The following is a 15,802-nucleotide window of genomic DNA, read 5'->3' as shown; positions in this document are numbered from 1 at the left end:
TCGCGTAGCCGGCGAGCACGCTGATGCGGTCGCGCGTGCGCCGGATCACCGACGAGAGGAGTCCCCAGTCCTTCGAACTCTCCTTGATGCCGACGACCTTCGGGTGGTCGGCCAGCCGGTCGACCATCTCGACCGTGAACCCGACACCGGTGCGGCGCGGAATGTTGTACAGCAGCACCGGGAGCGGCGTCGAGGCGAGGATGCGGCGGTAGTGCTCGAGGATCTCGTCCGGCCCGGGCATCACGTACCACGGCGGGGAGACCATCGCGATCGCGCAGCCGGCATCCGCCGCCTGCCCGATCTTCGCGAGCGTCTCGGCGGCGGTCTGCGCCGAACAGCCGGCCACCACGCGCACGCGTCCGCGCGCGGCCTCGACCGAGGTGCGGAACACGGTCGCGCGCTCGTCGGCGGAGAGGGCCCAGCTCTCGCCGGTGCAGCCGTTGACGACGATGCCGTGCACCCCGTCGCCGATCACCGCGTCGACCAGCCGGCGACAGCCCTCGACGTCGAGCGACAGGTCGCCGCGAAACGGCGTGGTCAGCGCCGGGTAGACACCCTGGAACGTCGGATCCTTCATCGGCGGGGGCTCCCCGGAGACGACCGCGACATTTTATCCGTCAAACGGCGTTTTGCAAGCAAAACTTCGGCCCGCTCACCCGGCGAGCCCGAGCGCCGCGAGCGTCGCACGGACCTTCTCCAGCGCCGCCCCCTCCAGCGCCATCACCGGCTCGCGCGGCACGCCCGCCGGCTGCCCGATCGCATGGAGCGCGGCCTTCAGCGCCGCGGGCCAGGTGCCGGTGCCCATCATCATCTCGTAGACCGCGGTCAGCCGGTGGTGGATCCGGGCGTAGTCCGCGCCCGGCGCGGCGCGGGCGACCTCGACGATGCGGCGGGCATCGGCGCCCAAGAGCTCCGGACCGCTGGCGATGAATCCCTGCGCGCCGAGCGCAAGTCCCGGCAATACGAAATGGCACGGCCCCACCATGACCTGCATGCGGTCGCGGTAGCGGTGGATCAGGTGCGACAGGTGGAAGAAGTCGCGGCTCGCCTCCTTGATGCCGACGACCGGCGCGACGCCGGCGATCGCGCCGATGTCGTCGAGCGAGAGGTCGATGCCGCTGCGCCGCGGCGAGTTGTACAGGACGAGCGGCGCGGACACCGCGCGCGCGAGCGCGTCGAAGCGGCGCAGGAGTTCATCGCGCGACGCCTTGAGCACGTAGGGCTGCGGCAGCACCAGGAGCCCGTTCGCCCCGGCGCCGATCGCGGCCTTCGCGTAGCGGATCGTCTGGGCGGCGGACGGCGCCGACACGCCGGTGACGATCGGCACCCGCCCCGCTGACCGTTCGACCGCGAGGCGCGTGAGGCGCGCACGCTCGTCGAGGTCGAGGTTCCAACTCTCGCCGTTGTCGCCGGCGACGCAGATCGCGTTGGCGCCCAGTCCGATCAGCCAGTCGACGAGCGCCCCGAACTCGCGCTCGAGGATGGCACCGTCGGGGGCGAACGGCGTCACCACCGCGGGAACGAAACCGTGGAGCGTCGTGCGGTCGAGGATCGTCGGCATGGGCGCCTTCAGGCGGGGATGCGGTCGAGCACGCGCGCGAGGTCGATAGCGTAGAGGGCCGCGGTCTGGGCGTCGACGATGGCGAGCCGCCGTCCGTCCGGAAACCACGCGACCGACGTCGTCCACGTCCCGCCCGGCGTGCGCACGCGCGCGACGACGTCGCCCAGCGGGTCGAACACCCACGCGCGACCGGCCTGCCCGTGCGCCACCGCGACGAAACCGCGCGGATGCACGGCGATGCCGTCGGGTCCGAGGCCGCCGGAGAGTTGCGTCCACACGCCCGCCATCGGAGGGCCCGCGTCCGGGCTGTCGGCGAAGAGGCGCCACACCGCGTTCGCGCGCGTGGCCGCCACGTAGACGTGACGCCCGTCGGGCGAGAGCGCGACGCCGTTCGGGTACGGAATGGTGTCAAGCACGCACTCGGGCTGCTGCGCTCCGGGCCGCAGGCGGTAGAGCCGCCCGGTCGGGTCGGAGAGGCTCGTGCGCCCCGGGTCGGTGAACCACAGGTCGCCGCCCTCCCCGCGCGCGACGTCGCTCAACCCGCGGAACGGTCCCTCGGCGCCGCGCGCGCAGATGACCGACATCGAGCCGCCGCGCGGGTCGTAGCGCAGAAGCCCGTGCCGGTAGTCGGTCACCGCGAATGCGCCGTCGGGCAGGAGCGCGAGCCCGTGCGGCTGCCCGTCGCCCGAGTGGACGACGCTCCACTCGCCCGCCGCGTCGACCCGCAGGATGCGGCCGTAGGGGACGTCGACGCACCACAGCGCGCCGTCGGGCGAGAACTGCGGGCCTTCGAGAAACGAATGCAGCCGCATCCCCGGCCGGGTGACACGCACCCAGTCGTTCGGCTCGCCGCGCCAATGGAGCGACGCCGGCAGGGTCGCGTGGACGGCGGCGGCGAGGTCGACGGGAGCGTGCATGGGTCCGGCGCGCGCGCCCGGCGCCGGACGCCGCGCCCCGGTTGTACGCGCGGTTGATTTGCCAGTCAACCAATGTTTTAATGGCAAAACGCCGGTGGCCTCCGGCCGGAGCGCGCGGCGCCCGGCGCGGGCGATGCGGCGGTCCTCGACCCGCCCGCCCCCATGACCCGGAGCGCCGTCCTGCACCGCTCGCTCGTCGCGACTCCGCCCCTCGCGGTCGCCGGCGAAGGCTGCTGGCTCGTCGACCGCGACGGCAGGCGCTACCTCGACGCCTCCGGCGGCGCCGCGGTCTCGAGCCTCGGGCACTCGCATCCGGACGTCGCCCACGCGCTGTGCGCGCAGGTCGCAAAGCTGCCCTACGCGCACACGTCGTTCTTCACCAACGCCCCGGCGGAAGCCCTTGCCGCCAAGCTGATCGCGAACGCCCCGGCCGGATTCGGCGCCGGCCGCGTCGCCTTCGTCGGCAGCGGCTCGGAGGCGATGGAGGTGGCGCTGAAGCTCGTGCGCCAGCACTTCGTCGAGCGCGGCGAGCCCGAACGATCGCACGTCATCGCGCGGCGGATGAGCTACCACGGCAACACGCTCGGCGCGCTCGCGGTGGGCGGACACCTGGCGCGGCGCGCGATGTACGCGCCGATGCTGCTGCCGGCCACGCACATCGCACCGTGCCACGCCTACCGCTACCGGCAGGAAGGCGAGTCCGACGAAGCCTACGGCTTCCGCGCGGCGGACGAACTCGACGCCGAGATCCGCCGCGTCGGCGCGCACCGGGTCGCCGCGTTCGTCGCCGAACCGGTGGTCGGCGCGACGCTGGGCTGCGTTCCCGCGGTGCGCGGCTACTTCGCGCGCATCCGCGAGATCTGCGACCGCCACGGCGTGCTCTTCGTCGCCGACGAGGTCATGTGCGGCATGGGGCGCTGCGGCACGCTCTTCGCCATCGCGCACGACGGCGTCTGCCCCGACGTCATCACGCTGGGCAAGGGACTGGGCGCGGGCTACGTGCCGATCGGCGCCACGATGGCGAGCGAGCGCGTGGTCGCGCCGCTCGAGCGCGGTTCGGGCACGCTCGCCAACGGCCACACCTACATGAGTCACGCGATCGCCTGCGCGACCTCGCTCGCCGTCATCGAGGTGATGGAGCGTGACCGCCTGGTCGAACGTTCGCGCGAACAGGGCCTCGCCCTGTGCGCCGCGCTCGACGATCGCTTCGGCGCGCACCCGCACGTCGGCGACATTCGGGGGCGCGGGCTCTTCCTGGCGCTCGAGCTGGTGGCCGATCGCGCATCGAAGCGCGCGTTCCCGCGGTCGCGGCGCGTCGCCGAGCGGCTCAAGGCCGCCGCGCTCGCCCGCGGGCTCGCCTGCTATCCGTCGAGCGGGACCGCCGACGGCGTGGACGGCGACCACGTGCTCCTCGCCCCTCCGTACATCATCGACGACGCCGAGCTCGCGCTCGTCGTCGAGCGGCTCGACGCCGCGCTCACCGCCGTCCTCGAGGAGACCCCATGAAGACCGCCCGCCCCACGCGCTCCGCCGCCGGCCTCGTGCTCGGCATCGCTCTCGGTTTCGCGGCGACCGCCGCCGCGCAGACCTGGCCGACGAAGCCGATCCACGTCATTTCCCTGTTCTCGGCCGGCAGCACGGTCGACCTGCACGCGCGGCTGATGGCGACTCCGCTCTCCGAGATCCTCGGCCAGCCGGTCGTGGTCGAGAACAAGGCCGGCGCCGGCGGGGCCATCGGGCTCGACGCCGGCGCCAAAGCCCCGCCCGACGGCCACGTGATCGGCATCGGCACGACCGGCCCGATGACGATCAATCCGTTCCTGATCGGCTCGACCGTCCCCTACGACCCGATGAAGGACATCGCGCCGATCACGCAGTACGGCATCGGTCCGAACGTCATCGTCGTCAACGCGAGCGTGCCGGCGAAGAGTCTCGCGGAACTGATCGCGCTCGCGAAGGCGAAGCCCGGCTCGATCAGCTACGCCTCGTCGAGCGGGATCGGCAGCACCGCGCACCTCGCCGGCGAACTGCTCGGCTCGGTGGCCGGCGTCGAGCTCGTGCACATCCCCTACAAGGGCAACGCCGAGGGCGTCACCGCGCTGCTCGCGAATCAGGTGCAGATGGCGATCTCGGGTCTGCCGCCGATGATCGCGCACATCCAGTCCGGCCGGCTGCGCGCGCTCGCGGTCACCGGCCCCGCGCGGATGGCGCAACTGCCCGACGTGCCGACGGTGAAGGAACTCGGGATGCCGGAGATCGACGTGACCGCGTGGTACGGCTTCGTCGCCCCGGCGGGCACGCCGCCGGAGATCGTGCAGAAGCTCGCCGACGCGATCGCCAGGACCGTCGCGCGCCCCGAAGTGCGCGAACGCTTCCTCGCGACCGGCACCGAACCCCACGTCACCTCGCCGCGCCTGTTCGCCGACCTGATCGCGTCCGACGGCAAGCGCTGGTCGGCGGTGATCCGCAAGGCGAACGTCCGCGCGCAGTAGCGCCCGCCGCATCGAACCGCCGAAAGGAGCTGCGATGAACCGACTCCGCCTCCTCGCCGCGATGGTGCTCGCCGCCTGCCTCACCGGAGAGGCGTTCGCGCAGGCCTGGCCCACGAAACCGGTGCGCATCGTGGTGCCGTTCGCGCCCGGCGGGCGCGTCGACGGCATCGCGCGACTCCTCGCCCAGAACATGGGTGCCGAGCTCGGGCAGACCTTCGTCGTCGACAACCGCGCCGGCGCGGGCGGGTCGATCGGCGCGGACCACGTGGCGAAGTCGGCGCCCGACGGCTACACGCTGCTCCTCGCCTCCGCCGGCACGCACGCGATCCTGCCCAACGTCGACCGCAAGCTCCCCTACGACTCGATCCGCGACTTCACGCCGATCGCGAACCTGGTCGAGGGGTTCACCTTCATCGGCGCGCATCCGTCGCTGCCGGCGACCGACATCGCGGGCCTCGTGAAGCTCGCGAAGGAAAAGCCCGGCACGCTGGGCTTCGCCACCTCGGGCGTCGGATCCTACGGGCACTTCGCCGGCGAACTGTTCGAGCTCTCCGCGGGCATCGACCTCGTCCACGTCGCCTACAAGGGCAGCGGCCCGGCGCTGGTCGACCTCACCGCCGGCCACGTGCCGCTGATGATCGCCGGCGAACTGGTCGAGCTCGCGAAATCGGGCAAGGTCCGCGTGCTCGCCACCACCAACGAGCGGCGCTGGCCGGAACTGCCCGACGCGAAGACGATGAAGGAACAGGGCTACCCGCAGTTCACCGTGCACTCGTGGATCGGCCTCGTCGGGCCGGCCGGGATGGCGCCCGACATCGTCGCGAAGCTCAACGCCGCCGCGGGCAAGGCGCTCGCCGATCCGAGGGCGCAGGAACAGCTCGCGAAACTGGGCGTGCTCCCGACGTTCACCACGTCCGCGGCGTTCGCCGAACGGATCCGCGCCGACCGCGAAGCCTACGCGGTCATCGTGAAGGAGGCGAACCTCCGCTTCAAGTGACGGGGGCGCGACGATGGCACGGCCGTTCGAAGGCGTGCGCGTGCTCGACGCCACGCACGTGCTCGCCGGTCCGTTCTGCACCTACCAGCTCGCGGTGCTGGGCGCAGACGTCATCAAGATCGAGGCGCCGGGCCGTCCGGATTGCGCGCGCGGCCGTGGCCCGGACGCCGCGCGCAACGCTGCCGCGCGCGGCCTCACCCACGAAGTCCAGGGCGGCAACAAGCGCGCGCTCGCGCTCGACCTCGCCGACGCGCGCGGCCGCGCGATCCTGCTGCGGCTCGCCGCGCGCGCCGATGTCCTGGTCGAGAACTACCGCGCCGGCGCGCTCGCGGCACTCGGACTGACCGACGACGCGCTGCACTCGGCGAACCCCGCGCTCATCGTCTGCTCGATCACCGGCTACGGACAGCAGGGCCCGCGCGCGGGCACGCGCGCGTACGACAACCTGCTGCAGGCCGCGTCGGGCGTGATGGCACGTACCGGCGGCAGGACCGCGGCCGCGTTCGTCGACTATGCGAGCGGCTGGAGCGCGGCCTACGCGATCGCCGCGGCCCTGTTCGCGCGCTCGCGCGACGGTCGCGGGCAGCGCATCGACTGCGCGATGTACGACTGCGCGCTGACGATGATGGCGCCGGAACTCGCGGCCACGCTCGCCGGAACCCCGGTCGCGCGCGACGAGTCGGGGCTCGGCTGCTACGAGACCGCCGACGGAGCGCTGATGCTCGGCGCGTTCACGCCCGCGCAGAACCGCCGCCTGTGGGAGGCGCTGGGACACCCCGACTTCGCGGCGCTGGCGTCATGGGAAGACCTGTGGGCGCACGCCAGCGCGATGGGATCGGTGCTGCGCGAGCGCCTGCGCGAACGGGGTGCCGACGACTGGGTGGCGCGGTTCCGCACGCTCGGGGTCCCCGCCGAACGCGTGCGCAGCCTCGACGAAGCCGCGCGCGATCCCCAGCTCGCGCACCGCAGCCTCCTCGACCGCGCCGAAGAGTCATCGCCGGTCGTCCCGGTCGCGGCGTTCCGCTTCGCCCACGACGGCCCGCGGCTCGACACGCGCGCGCCGGCCGTCGGCGAACACAGCGACGCGATCCTGCGCGAAGCCGGCGTGACGGCGGACGAGATCGCGGCGCTGCGTGCCGCCGGAGTGGTGGCGTAGCGGGCGGTCTCGCCGGGGTTCCCCGCCGCGAGACCCCGCCCGGCGTCAGAAGCCGAAGATCCGGCGGGCGTTCTGCCCCCGCACCTTGTCGCGCTGCGCGTCGGGCAGCGCGTTCACGCGCCGCAGGCAGCCGGGCATGTCGCCGATGGTGTGCGGATAGTCGGAACCGTAGAGCACGTTGTCGGCGCCGAATTCCTTCACGCACAGCGCGAGCGCGTCCTGCGCGAACACGACCGAGTCGGCGTAGATCCGCGACAGGTATTCCGACGGCCGCACGCTGGTCTTCTCGCGGCAGGCCGGAATGTTGTCGAAGCACTGGTCCATCCGGTGGATCAGGTACGGCAGCGCGCCGCCGCCGTGCGAGGCGATGAGCTTCAGGCGCGGATGGCGGTCGAAGAAACCGTCGTAGATCATGCGCGCGACCGCGAGCGAGGTGTCGAAGGTGAAGCCGATCGACGCGGTGAGCTGGAAGCGCGACATGTCGAGTTCGGCGACACCGGGCGGAGCCGTGGGGTGGACGAGCACCGGCAGGCCGCGCGCGTCGATCGCCGACCAGATCGGCTCGAACGCGGGGTCGGTGAGCGACCGGCCGTCGATGTTGGCGAGCACCATCACGCCGCTCGCGCCGTTGGCGCAGGCGCGCTCCAGTTCGGCGAGCGCGCGATCGGCGTACTGCCAGGGGAGCGAGGCGAAATGACGCAGGCGGTCCGGATGCGCGCGCTGCGCGGCCGCCATGTCGTCGTTCATGATGCGCGCGGCTTCGCTGCTCACCTCCGGCCCGCCCCAGTAGACGTTGGGACAGGAGAGCGACACCACGCACACGTCGACGCCGCACTCGTCCATCGCGCGCAGGCGCGCCGCGTAGTCGAACATCGCCGGCACCGGCGTCATGAACGGAGCGCCTTCGAGGTGGATCGCGCGCAATCCGCCGGTCACCGCCTTGACGGTGTAGCGCGGCCCGCCGTGCTCCTTGAGCAGGCGGAACCACGCTTCGGTGAGGCTGTGGGTGTGGACATCGATGACCGGGCTCGCCACGCTGCGTTCTCCTCTCGATTGCTCAATCGACCTTGGCGCCGGAATCGCGCACGGCCTTCTGCCAGCGCGGCTGCTCCGCCTTCACGATGGCGGCGAACTGCTCGGGCGAGTGCGGCGCGTAAGGCTCCATCCCGAACTTGATGAGTTGCGCGCGGAAGGCGGGATCCGACTGGATCCGCGCGAATTCCTGCGCGAGCCGCGTCACGACGTCCTTCGGGACGCCGGCCGGTGCGACCACGCCCTGCCACGCCTGCCAGTCGAAGCCCGGCACGGTCGCGGCGATCGGCGGCACGTCCGGCAGGAGTTCGGTCGGCTTGGCCGCCGAGGTCCCCAGCGCGACGACCTTGCCCGCCTTGATGTTCGGGATGGCGACCGTCGCGTCGGAGAACATCACCTGCACGTTGCCGGCCAAAAGGTCGGTGAGCGCCGCGGGCGTGCCCTTGTACGCGACGTGCTGGATGTCGAGGCCGAGTTCCTTCTTGAGCGTCTCCATGAACAGGTGGTGCGGGCTGCCGCTGCCGACCGACGCGTAGTTGAACTTGCCCGGATTCGCCTTGATCACGTCGATCATCTCGCGGACGTTCTTCGCGGGGAACGACGGATTCGCGATCAGGAAGAAGTTGACCGAACCCATCTGCGCGATCGGCGTGAAGTCGCGCACCGGGTCGATCGGCGAGCTGCGGTAGAGCGCCGGGCTGATGCCGAGCGTGGTGCTCGTGGCGAGCAGCAGCGTGTAGCCGTCGGGCGGCGACTTCGCGACGAACTCCGCGCCCACCAGCGTCCCGGCGCCGGGCTTGTTCTCGACGATGACCGGCTGCTTCAGCCCCGCCGACAGGCGCTCGGCGATCGCGCGACCGAGGAGGTCGGTCAGCGCCGCCGGCGGATAGGGCACGACCAGATGCACCGGCCGGCTGGGCCAGGCGTCCTGCGCCGAGGCCACGGGAACCATGCCGGCGAGCGTGAGCGTGGCGAGGGCGCGCAGCACGCCGCGCCGGGGGTACGAAGTAGTCATGGAGAACTCCGCGGGAGAGGGGAACTGCGTGGGGCTCGTCACGAATGCGGGACGATTCCGCCGACGGCCGATGCGCCATGCAGGCCGGAGGACGTGGTCAGGTACGGAGGTGGACGCCGAAGCCGCATCATCGCAGATTACCGCACGTCCGCGTTGAAGTACGCTTCGCGCATCGCCCGCGCTCCGCGTCCCGTTCGATGGCCATCCTCGTCCTGCCCACGTCCGCCTTCCTCGCCGCACAACGCGACGCGCTGCGCCGTCTCGCGCCGCACGAGACCGTCGTCGACGATCCCGACCGCGCCGATCCCCTCGCCGTCGAGGCGATCGTCGCGCTCGAGCTCCCCGCGGGGCTCGCTGCACGCCTGCCGAACCTGCGCTTCGTCGCGGCGGCGGGCGCCGGCGTCGACCGGCTCCTCGCCGAAGGCGTCGTGCCGTCGCACCTGCCCGTCACGCGCGCGGTCGATCCGATGCAGGGCGTGCGCATGGCGCAGTACGTCGCGCTGGCCGTGCTCCACTGGCACCGCGATCTGCCGCGCCACGAGGCGCAGCGGCGCGCGCACGTCTGGAAGCGCGTCATCGCCGAGCCCGAGGACCGCTGGACCGTCGGCCTGATGGGCTACGGTTCGACCGCGCAGGCGGTCGCCGCGGCGCTCACCGGCCTCGGCTATCCGGTGCGCGCATGGACGCGAACGCCGCGTCGCGACGGTCCGGTCACGCACTTCTCCGGCCGAAGCGAGTTGACCGCCTTCCTGGCGGGAACGCGCGTGCTCGTGTGCCTGCTGCCGCTCACCGCGGAAACGCACGGCCTCGTCGATGCCGCAACGCTCTCCGCGCTGCCGGCCGATGCCTGCGTCATCAACGTGTCGCGCGGCGAGATCTTCGACCAGGCGGCGCTGCTCGAAGCGATCCGCGCAGGGCGCCTCGCGGGCGCGGCGCTCGACGTGTTCGCGCGCGAGCCGCTGCCGTCCGACAGTCCGCTGTGGGACGAGCCGCGCATCCTGCTCACGCCGCACATCGCCGCGGCGCCACGGCCCGAGCGCGTCGCGGCGCAGATCCTGACGAACCTCGAGCGCGCGCGCCGGGGCGAGAGGCTCGAACACGTCGTCGACCGCGTGCGCGGATACTGAGGCTCGGCTGCGGCGGGAACCCGCGGTCGATTCCACGGGTCCCGGCACCGATGGTGCGCTCGAGGTCGAGGCGATCATTTTCGCGGCAGCCACGGCGACGTGGATCGCGCATCAGGGCCCTCGCCCTCGGGCGCGGCGTCCATGCTGGTGTGGAACTCGAAGCGCGCGACGTCGAGCGCCGAGACGAAATACTCGATCGGGTTGCCGGCGACGTCGTAGGACACGCGGTCGACCTCGAACACCATGCTGCCGGGGGGGAGCTGGAGCAGCGAGCGCTCGGCGGCGGTCGCTTCGCGCACCAGGAGTCGCTGCTCCGCGTGCTGCGCGCGGCGCCCGTAGCGCTGCTCCATCATCTGCAGCAGCGAACCGGAAAGCTCGCCCAGGCGCAGGTCGGGGCAGGCGTGGCAGGCGATGTAGGAAATCTGGTGGCTCAGTGGACGGCCGTTGCTCGCGTGCAACCGCGCGATGCGGTAGCACTGCGCGTCCGCCGGCAGACGCAGGTGGCGGTTGATCTCGGGCCAGGCGCCCTGCCCCACCTCCAGTACACGCACGTCCGGTCGATGGCCGGCGGCGAGCGCGTCGTGCCAGAAGAATCCGCGCAGCCGATTGAGCTCCTGGTGCACGCGCGGCGGCACGAGCCGCAGGCGGCCGCGTGGCCGGCGGCGGCGGATCACGCCATCGGCCATCAATTCGTCCAACGCGCGCCGCACGGTGATGCGGCTCACCGCGTAGCGATCCATGATCTCGCGCTCGGTGGGCAGTTCGGCGTCCGGTTCGAGTCGACGCCAGGACTCCTCGAGCGCGGAGCGGAGCTGGTGGTACAGCGGCACCGGACTCGACGGATCGAGCGGTGCGCGCTCGCGCGCCGCCCGCGCATCGATGGCGCGCCCGGGCGCTCGTGCGGCGCTCTTCGGGGTCGCGCGGATCCGCTTCGACGCTCGGGGGCGGGTGCCTGTCCTGTTGGCCATCGGCGATTCGGATTCCCGTTGCTTCCGGTCACGCATCATGCACGCAATGCCATCCGCCGATGCGGCAGCCGCTCAATCGGCCAACGCCGCCAGTGCCTTGAGGTAATAATAATCGCCGTACATCGTCGACTCGTCGATGCCGAGGCCGTGCGGCAGGTCGGCGGTGGCGTGGAGCAGCAATCCGCCCTCCTCGCCCCGGTTCGCGCAACGCTGCCACAGCGCGTCGAGCAGGCGGACGGCCTCGTCACGATGGATCCGGTCTCCGGTGAGGCGCGCCAGGCGGAGGAGTCCGTACGCCGCGATCGCGCCTGCGGAGGCGTCCCGCGGTGCGTCCGGCCGGCGGTCGTCGAAGTCCCAGGGAGGAATGCGTGCAGGCGGCAGCGACGACAGGAACCGGTCGGCGATGCGGATGCCGGCCGCGCCGTAGGCGGCGTTTCCGGTCATCGCGCCGAGCATCGCGAGTCCGGTGAGACCCCACGCCTGCCCGCGGGTCCACGTGCTTTCCGGCCCGGCGCCCTGGTAGGTGTCTCCGCCGAGCGGCGCGCCGTTCGCCGTGTCGAAGCGGAACATGTGGTAGACCGAACCGTCCGCGCGCAGCAGGTGGCGCAACGTCGTGTCGGCGTGCCGATGCGCGACGCCGACGAGCGAGGCGTCGCCCGACTCGACGGCCGCCCACGCGAGCAGCGGCAGGTTCATCAGCGTGTCGACCAGCACCTGGCCCTGCCACTCCGTGCCGCCGAAGAATCCCCAGCCGGGGATGTAGCCGCCGTCGGCGTTGAACTGCCCGGCGAGTGAACGGGCTGCGGTGATCGCAGCGTCGCGATAGCGCGGGTCTCCGGTGTGCCGCCAGCCGCACACCGCGCTCGGGTAGAACATGAAGCCCAGGTCGTGGTTGTGAGCGTCGTGGATGCGCGGCAGCAGGCCGTCGGTGCGGCGACGCGCCGATGCCCTGAGGTCGGGATCCCGCGTGAGCGTCCACGCGAGCCACAGTAGCCCTGCCCAGAAGCCGCCGGTCCACACGCCGTCGGGCGTCGTCCGCCAGCGCCCCCGCTCGGTGATGTGGGGAAAGTCCGCGACCTCGGCGTCGATGCGGCGCACGCGGTCGACCGCGAGCGCGAGCGCGGCGTCGCGCCAGGGAGGGAGCGTCGTGGCCGGGGTCGGGTCCATGTCCACTTGTCCTAGTCCGTGACGTAATGTTATAACATTATCTCCCCAAGGCGAACGACGAACGCGACCGACCATGGCGAAGGGGGTCTCGGCAGCGCAGGCGGCAGCGATGGTGCCCGACGGGGCCACGGTGCTGGTCGACGGCTCGGGAGGAGGCGTGAACGAGCCCGACCTCGTCCTCGCCGCGCTCGAGGCGCGCTTCCTCGACGAGCGCCATCCCGCCCGCCTCACCGTCGTGCACCCCAGCGGCATGGGCGACGGCGAGGGCGGCGGCATCGACCGATTCGCGCATGAGGGCATGGTGACGCGCGCGATCGGCGGTCATTGGAGCTGGTGCCCCGGCATGCAGAGGCTCGCGACCTCCGGCGCGATCGAGGCGTACTGCCTGCCGCAGGGCGTGCTCTCGCATCTGTTCCGGGCCATCGCCGGCGGCAAGCCCGGCGTGGTCACCCACGTCGGCCTCGGCACCTTCGTCGATCCCCGCATCGACGGCGGACGACTCAACGACCGTTCGCGCGAGGCGCTCGTCGAGCTCGTCTCGCTGCGCGGGCGGGACTATCTGTTCTATCCGTCGTTCGCGATCGACGTTGCGATCATCCGCGGCAGCACCGCCGACGAGCTGGGCAACGTCAGCATGGAGGCCGAGGGCCTGTACGCCGAGACGCTCTCGGCCGCGCAGGCGGCGAGGAATTCGGGCGGCGTGGTGATCGCGCAGGTGAGGCGCGTCGTCCCCACGGGAAGCCTCGACCCGCGCTCGGTCAAGGTTCCGGGCGTGCTGGTCGACGCGGTGGTCGTGCACCCCGGACAGCGGCTGTCCTCGATGACCGCGGACGATCCCACGCTCTACGGCGCGGCGCGCGTCGAGCCGGCGGCGGTCGCGCCGCTGCCCCTCGACGCCCGCAAGGTGATCGCCCGGCGCGCCGCGTGCGAACTGCGCGAAGGCGACGTCGCCAACCTGGGCTACGGCATGCCCGACGGCGTGGCCACCGTCCTCGCCGAGGAAGGGTGTTCCGAGGCGGTGATCTTCACGCTCGAACAGGGCCACATTTCGGGCATCCCGGCGACCGGCGCCGACTTCGGCATGGCGCGCAACCAGCTCGCGATGATCGATGCGGGCTACCAGTTCGACTGGTACGACGGCGGCGGCCTCGACGTCGCGATCCTGTCGTTCGCGCAGGTCGATCCCGCGGGCAACGTCAATGTCAGCAAGTTCGGCGGACGCATCGCGGGCATCGGCGGCTTCGTCAACATCTCGCAGGGCGCGCGACGCGTCGTGTTCGTCGGCACGCTCAAGGCCGGGGCGCAGCGCGTCGCCCTCGGCGAGCACGGCATCCGGATCGAGCAGGAGGCGCCCACGGCGAAGTTCGTGCGCGTGGTCGAGCAGATCTCGTTCGGCGCGGACTTCGCCCGGACCCGGCGCATGCCGGTCCATTACGTCACCGAGCGCGCGGTGTTCGCCCTCGGCGAGAAGGGTCTCGTGCTCATCGAGGTGGCGCCCGGCCTGGATCTGGAGCGCGACGTGCTCGGGCAGATGGCGTTCCGGCCCGAAGTGTCCCCGCGACTCGCGACGATGAATCCGGCGCTGTTTCGCGCGGGTCCGATGGACCTGCGCCTGCGACCGGCAACCCCCCGCGGTGCGGCCGGCGCCCGCGCGTTGGCCGCGTCCGTCATCAACGCGGATGCGACATGAGCCAGATCCTGACCGACCTGAGCCGGCGGCCCGGCGTGCTGCTCGTGACGCTCAACCGTCCGGAGCGCCACAACGCGCTCGGCAAGCCGCTCCTCGCCGAGTTCGAACAGGCGATCGACGCCGCCTCCCGCAGCGCCTCGGTGCGATGCATCGTGGTGACCGGTGCCGGCGAGCGCGCCTTCTGCGCCGGCGCCGACATCCGCGAGCAGGAGGGTTTCAGCCCCGACGACGCCTACGCTCACATGCTCTACGGGCAGCGCCTGTTCGACCGGCTCGCGGCGCTGTCGCAACCGGTCTTCGCCGCCATCAACGGCTTCGCCCTCGGCGGGGGGCTGGAACTCGCGCTCGCCTGCGACGCCCGGTTCGCGAGCGACAGCGCGCAACTGGGCTTCCCCGAAGTCACGCTCGCGAGCCTGCCCGGATGGGGTGGAACCCAGCGGCTCCCGCGGCTCATCGGACGCTCCGCGGCGAAGCTCATGGCCATGAGTGGCGAGCGTGTCGGCGCATCCGAAGCATTGCGCGTCGGACTCGTCGACGGCGTCTACACGGTGGACGAACTTCTTCCCTCCGTACTCGACCTCGCCGCCACCGTGGCGGCGCGCGAACCGGAAGCCGTGCGGGCGATCAAGCGGGTGATCGACCAGGGACTCGACCTGCCATGGCAGGAGGCGCTCGACGCCGAGGCCCGAAACGTGGCGGCCCTTTGGGGCTCGCCTCCGCAGAAACGCGCGCAGGCGGCGTTCTTCGGCCGCCCGTCCGCCAGGACCGCCTCGTCCCGCGCGGCGGATGACGGTGTCTGACCGGCGTGCCGCGTTGCGGAACGCCGGAACGGGATGGGGACGGAAGTCCCCGCAACGATAGAACCCAGGAGGAGGATCCATGTCACGAACCCGATTCGCAGGCTTCACCGCCGCACTGCTGGGCATGCTGATGCTCGGTATCGGCGCGCTGTCCCACGCCCAGTCGATCAACGACATCGTCAAGCGCGGCAAGGTACGCATCGGCGTCAACAGCGGCGCCCCGCCGTTCAGCGTCGTCGACGCCAAGGGCAATCCGGTCGGCTACGACGTCGACGTGGCGAACCTGCTCGCGAAGGCGCTCGGCGTCGACGTCGAGATCATCCCCTACACGACCGCGGCGCGCATCCCGGCGCTGGAGGCCTCGAAGGTCGACTTCGTCGTGGCGACGCTCTCGCCCACGCCCGCGCGGGCCAAGGCCGTCATGTTCACGATGCCGTACTGCACCTTCGAACTGGTGGTGATCGCGCCCAAGGGCAGCAACATCAAGTCGCTGGCGGACCTCGGCGGCAAGAAGGTGGGGGTGTCGCGCGGCACGCCGCAGGAGGTCGCGCTGACGCGCGCCGCACCCGCGAACACGCAGTACGCGCGCTTCGACGACGACTCGACCACGATGCAGGCGGTGGTCTCGCGCCAGGTGGACGCGATCGCCATCCCCGAGACCGTGTTCAAGGAAGTGCTGAAGGCGCAGCCCAACGTCGACCTCGCCGCCAAGTTCACCCTCTTCAACCAGTTCATGTCGATCGCCGTGCGGCAGGACGCCTTCGAACTGCGCCAGTGGCTCAACACCACGCTGTCGTTCATCAAGGCCAACGGCGACCTGGACGAGATCTCGAAGAAGTGGACGGGCAAGCCGCTTCCGCCCAACATGCCGGTGTTCTGA

The 15,802-nt window shown here is 71.7% G+C and carries 15 protein-coding genes; 8 read left to right on the top strand and 7 right to left on the bottom strand.

Annotated features, from left to right (window positions below; all coding sequences use genetic code 11):
• From HS109_20120 to HS109_20110, 3 genes are all read right to left on the bottom strand, one after another.
• Positions 1-577, bottom strand: a 577-nt coding sequence (locus HS109_20120; protein MBE7524653.1) for a dihydrodipicolinate synthase family protein, incomplete at its 3' end; no start/stop codon positions are given.
• Between the two features lie 75 nt (positions 578-652).
• Positions 653-1,561, bottom strand: a complete 909-nt coding sequence (locus tag HS109_20115) for a dihydrodipicolinate synthase family protein (protein ID MBE7524652.1) — start codon at positions 1,559-1,561, stop codon at positions 653-655.
• Between the two features lie 8 nt (positions 1,562-1,569).
• Positions 1,570-2,478: an SMP-30/gluconolactonase/LRE family protein gene (locus tag HS109_20110; GenBank protein ID MBE7524651.1), complete on the bottom strand. Its 909-nt coding sequence runs from the start codon at positions 2,476-2,478 to the stop codon at positions 1,570-1,572.
• A 162-nt stretch (positions 2,479-2,640) separates the two neighbouring features.
• Here HS109_20110 and HS109_20105 point away from each other — a divergent pair, with 162 nt between their 5' ends.
• Genes HS109_20105 through HS109_20090 form a run of 4 tightly spaced genes read left to right on the top strand, consistent with a single transcriptional unit; the run spans position 2,641 to position 7,123 of the window.
• A complete protein-coding gene (locus HS109_20105) occupies positions 2,641-3,984 on the top strand; it encodes an aspartate aminotransferase family protein (GenBank protein ID MBE7524650.1) in 1,344 nt (447 codons plus the stop codon).
• Positions 3,981-4,970: a tripartite tricarboxylate transporter substrate binding protein gene (locus HS109_20100; protein ID MBE7524649.1), complete on the top strand. Its 990-nt coding sequence runs from the start codon at positions 3,981-3,983 to the stop codon at positions 4,968-4,970. Before HS109_20105 ends, HS109_20100 begins: the two co-directional genes overlap by 4 nt.
• Before the next feature lie 34 nt (positions 4,971-5,004).
• The gene (locus tag HS109_20095; GenBank protein MBE7524648.1) at positions 5,005-5,967 is read left to right on the top strand and encodes a tripartite tricarboxylate transporter substrate binding protein; all 963 of its coding nucleotides are present in this window, start codon (positions 5,005-5,007) and stop codon (positions 5,965-5,967) included.
• Between the two features lie 13 nt (positions 5,968-5,980).
• Complete coding sequence (locus HS109_20090; protein MBE7524647.1) at positions 5,981-7,123, top strand: CoA transferase; 1,143 nt, start codon at positions 5,981-5,983, stop codon at positions 7,121-7,123.
• Positions 7,124-7,168: 45 nt separating this feature from the next.
• Here HS109_20090 and HS109_20085 read toward each other — a convergent pair whose 3' ends face one another.
• Together HS109_20085 and HS109_20080 are read right to left on the bottom strand one after the other, a co-directional pair.
• Complete coding sequence (locus tag HS109_20085) at positions 7,169-8,158, bottom strand: amidohydrolase (protein MBE7524646.1); 990 nt, start codon at positions 8,156-8,158, stop codon at positions 7,169-7,171.
• A 22-nt stretch (positions 8,159-8,180) separates the two neighbouring features.
• The gene (locus tag HS109_20080) at positions 8,181-9,170 is read right to left on the bottom strand and encodes a tripartite tricarboxylate transporter substrate binding protein (protein MBE7524645.1); all 990 of its coding nucleotides are present in this window, start codon (positions 9,168-9,170) and stop codon (positions 8,181-8,183) included.
• A 197-nt stretch (positions 9,171-9,367) separates the two neighbouring features.
• Here HS109_20080 and HS109_20075 point away from each other — a divergent pair, with 197 nt between their 5' ends.
• A complete protein-coding gene (locus HS109_20075; GenBank protein ID MBE7524644.1) occupies positions 9,368-10,297 on the top strand; it encodes a glyoxylate/hydroxypyruvate reductase A in 930 nt (309 codons plus the stop codon).
• Positions 10,298-10,371: 74 nt separating this feature from the next.
• Here the strand turns inward: HS109_20075 and HS109_20070 are convergent, their stop codons facing one another.
• Both HS109_20070 and HS109_20065 read right to left on the bottom strand, forming a co-directional pair.
• A complete protein-coding gene (locus HS109_20070; protein MBE7524643.1) occupies positions 10,372-11,265 on the bottom strand; it encodes a GntR family transcriptional regulator in 894 nt (297 codons plus the stop codon).
• 72 nt (positions 11,266-11,337) lie between these two features.
• The gene (locus HS109_20065) at positions 11,338-12,432 is read right to left on the bottom strand and encodes a glycoside hydrolase family 88 protein (GenBank protein ID MBE7524642.1); all 1,095 of its coding nucleotides are present in this window, start codon (positions 12,430-12,432) and stop codon (positions 11,338-11,340) included.
• A gap of 73 nt (positions 12,433-12,505) precedes the next feature.
• On the opposite strand from HS109_20065, the gene HS109_20060 reads away from it, so the two are divergent.
• The 3 genes from HS109_20060 (at position 12,506) to HS109_20050 (ending at position 15,802) form a co-directional block, all read left to right on the top strand.
• Positions 12,506-14,122: an acyl CoA:acetate/3-ketoacid CoA transferase gene (locus HS109_20060; protein ID MBE7524641.1), complete on the top strand. Its 1,617-nt coding sequence runs from the start codon at positions 12,506-12,508 to the stop codon at positions 14,120-14,122.
• Complete coding sequence (locus HS109_20055) at positions 14,119-14,922, top strand: enoyl-CoA hydratase/isomerase family protein (GenBank protein ID MBE7524640.1); 804 nt, start codon at positions 14,119-14,121, stop codon at positions 14,920-14,922. Before HS109_20060 ends, HS109_20055 begins: the two co-directional genes overlap by 4 nt.
• A 79-nt stretch (positions 14,923-15,001) precedes the next feature.
• Positions 15,002-15,802, top strand: a complete 801-nt coding sequence (locus HS109_20050; GenBank protein ID MBE7524639.1) for a transporter substrate-binding domain-containing protein — start codon at positions 15,002-15,004, stop codon at positions 15,800-15,802.

It is taken from the genome of Burkholderiales bacterium (assembly GCA_015075645.1).
Classification (GTDB): domain Bacteria; phylum Pseudomonadota; class Gammaproteobacteria; order Burkholderiales; family Casimicrobiaceae; genus VBCG01.
This window is presented reverse-complemented; position numbering and strand designations above follow the sequence as displayed.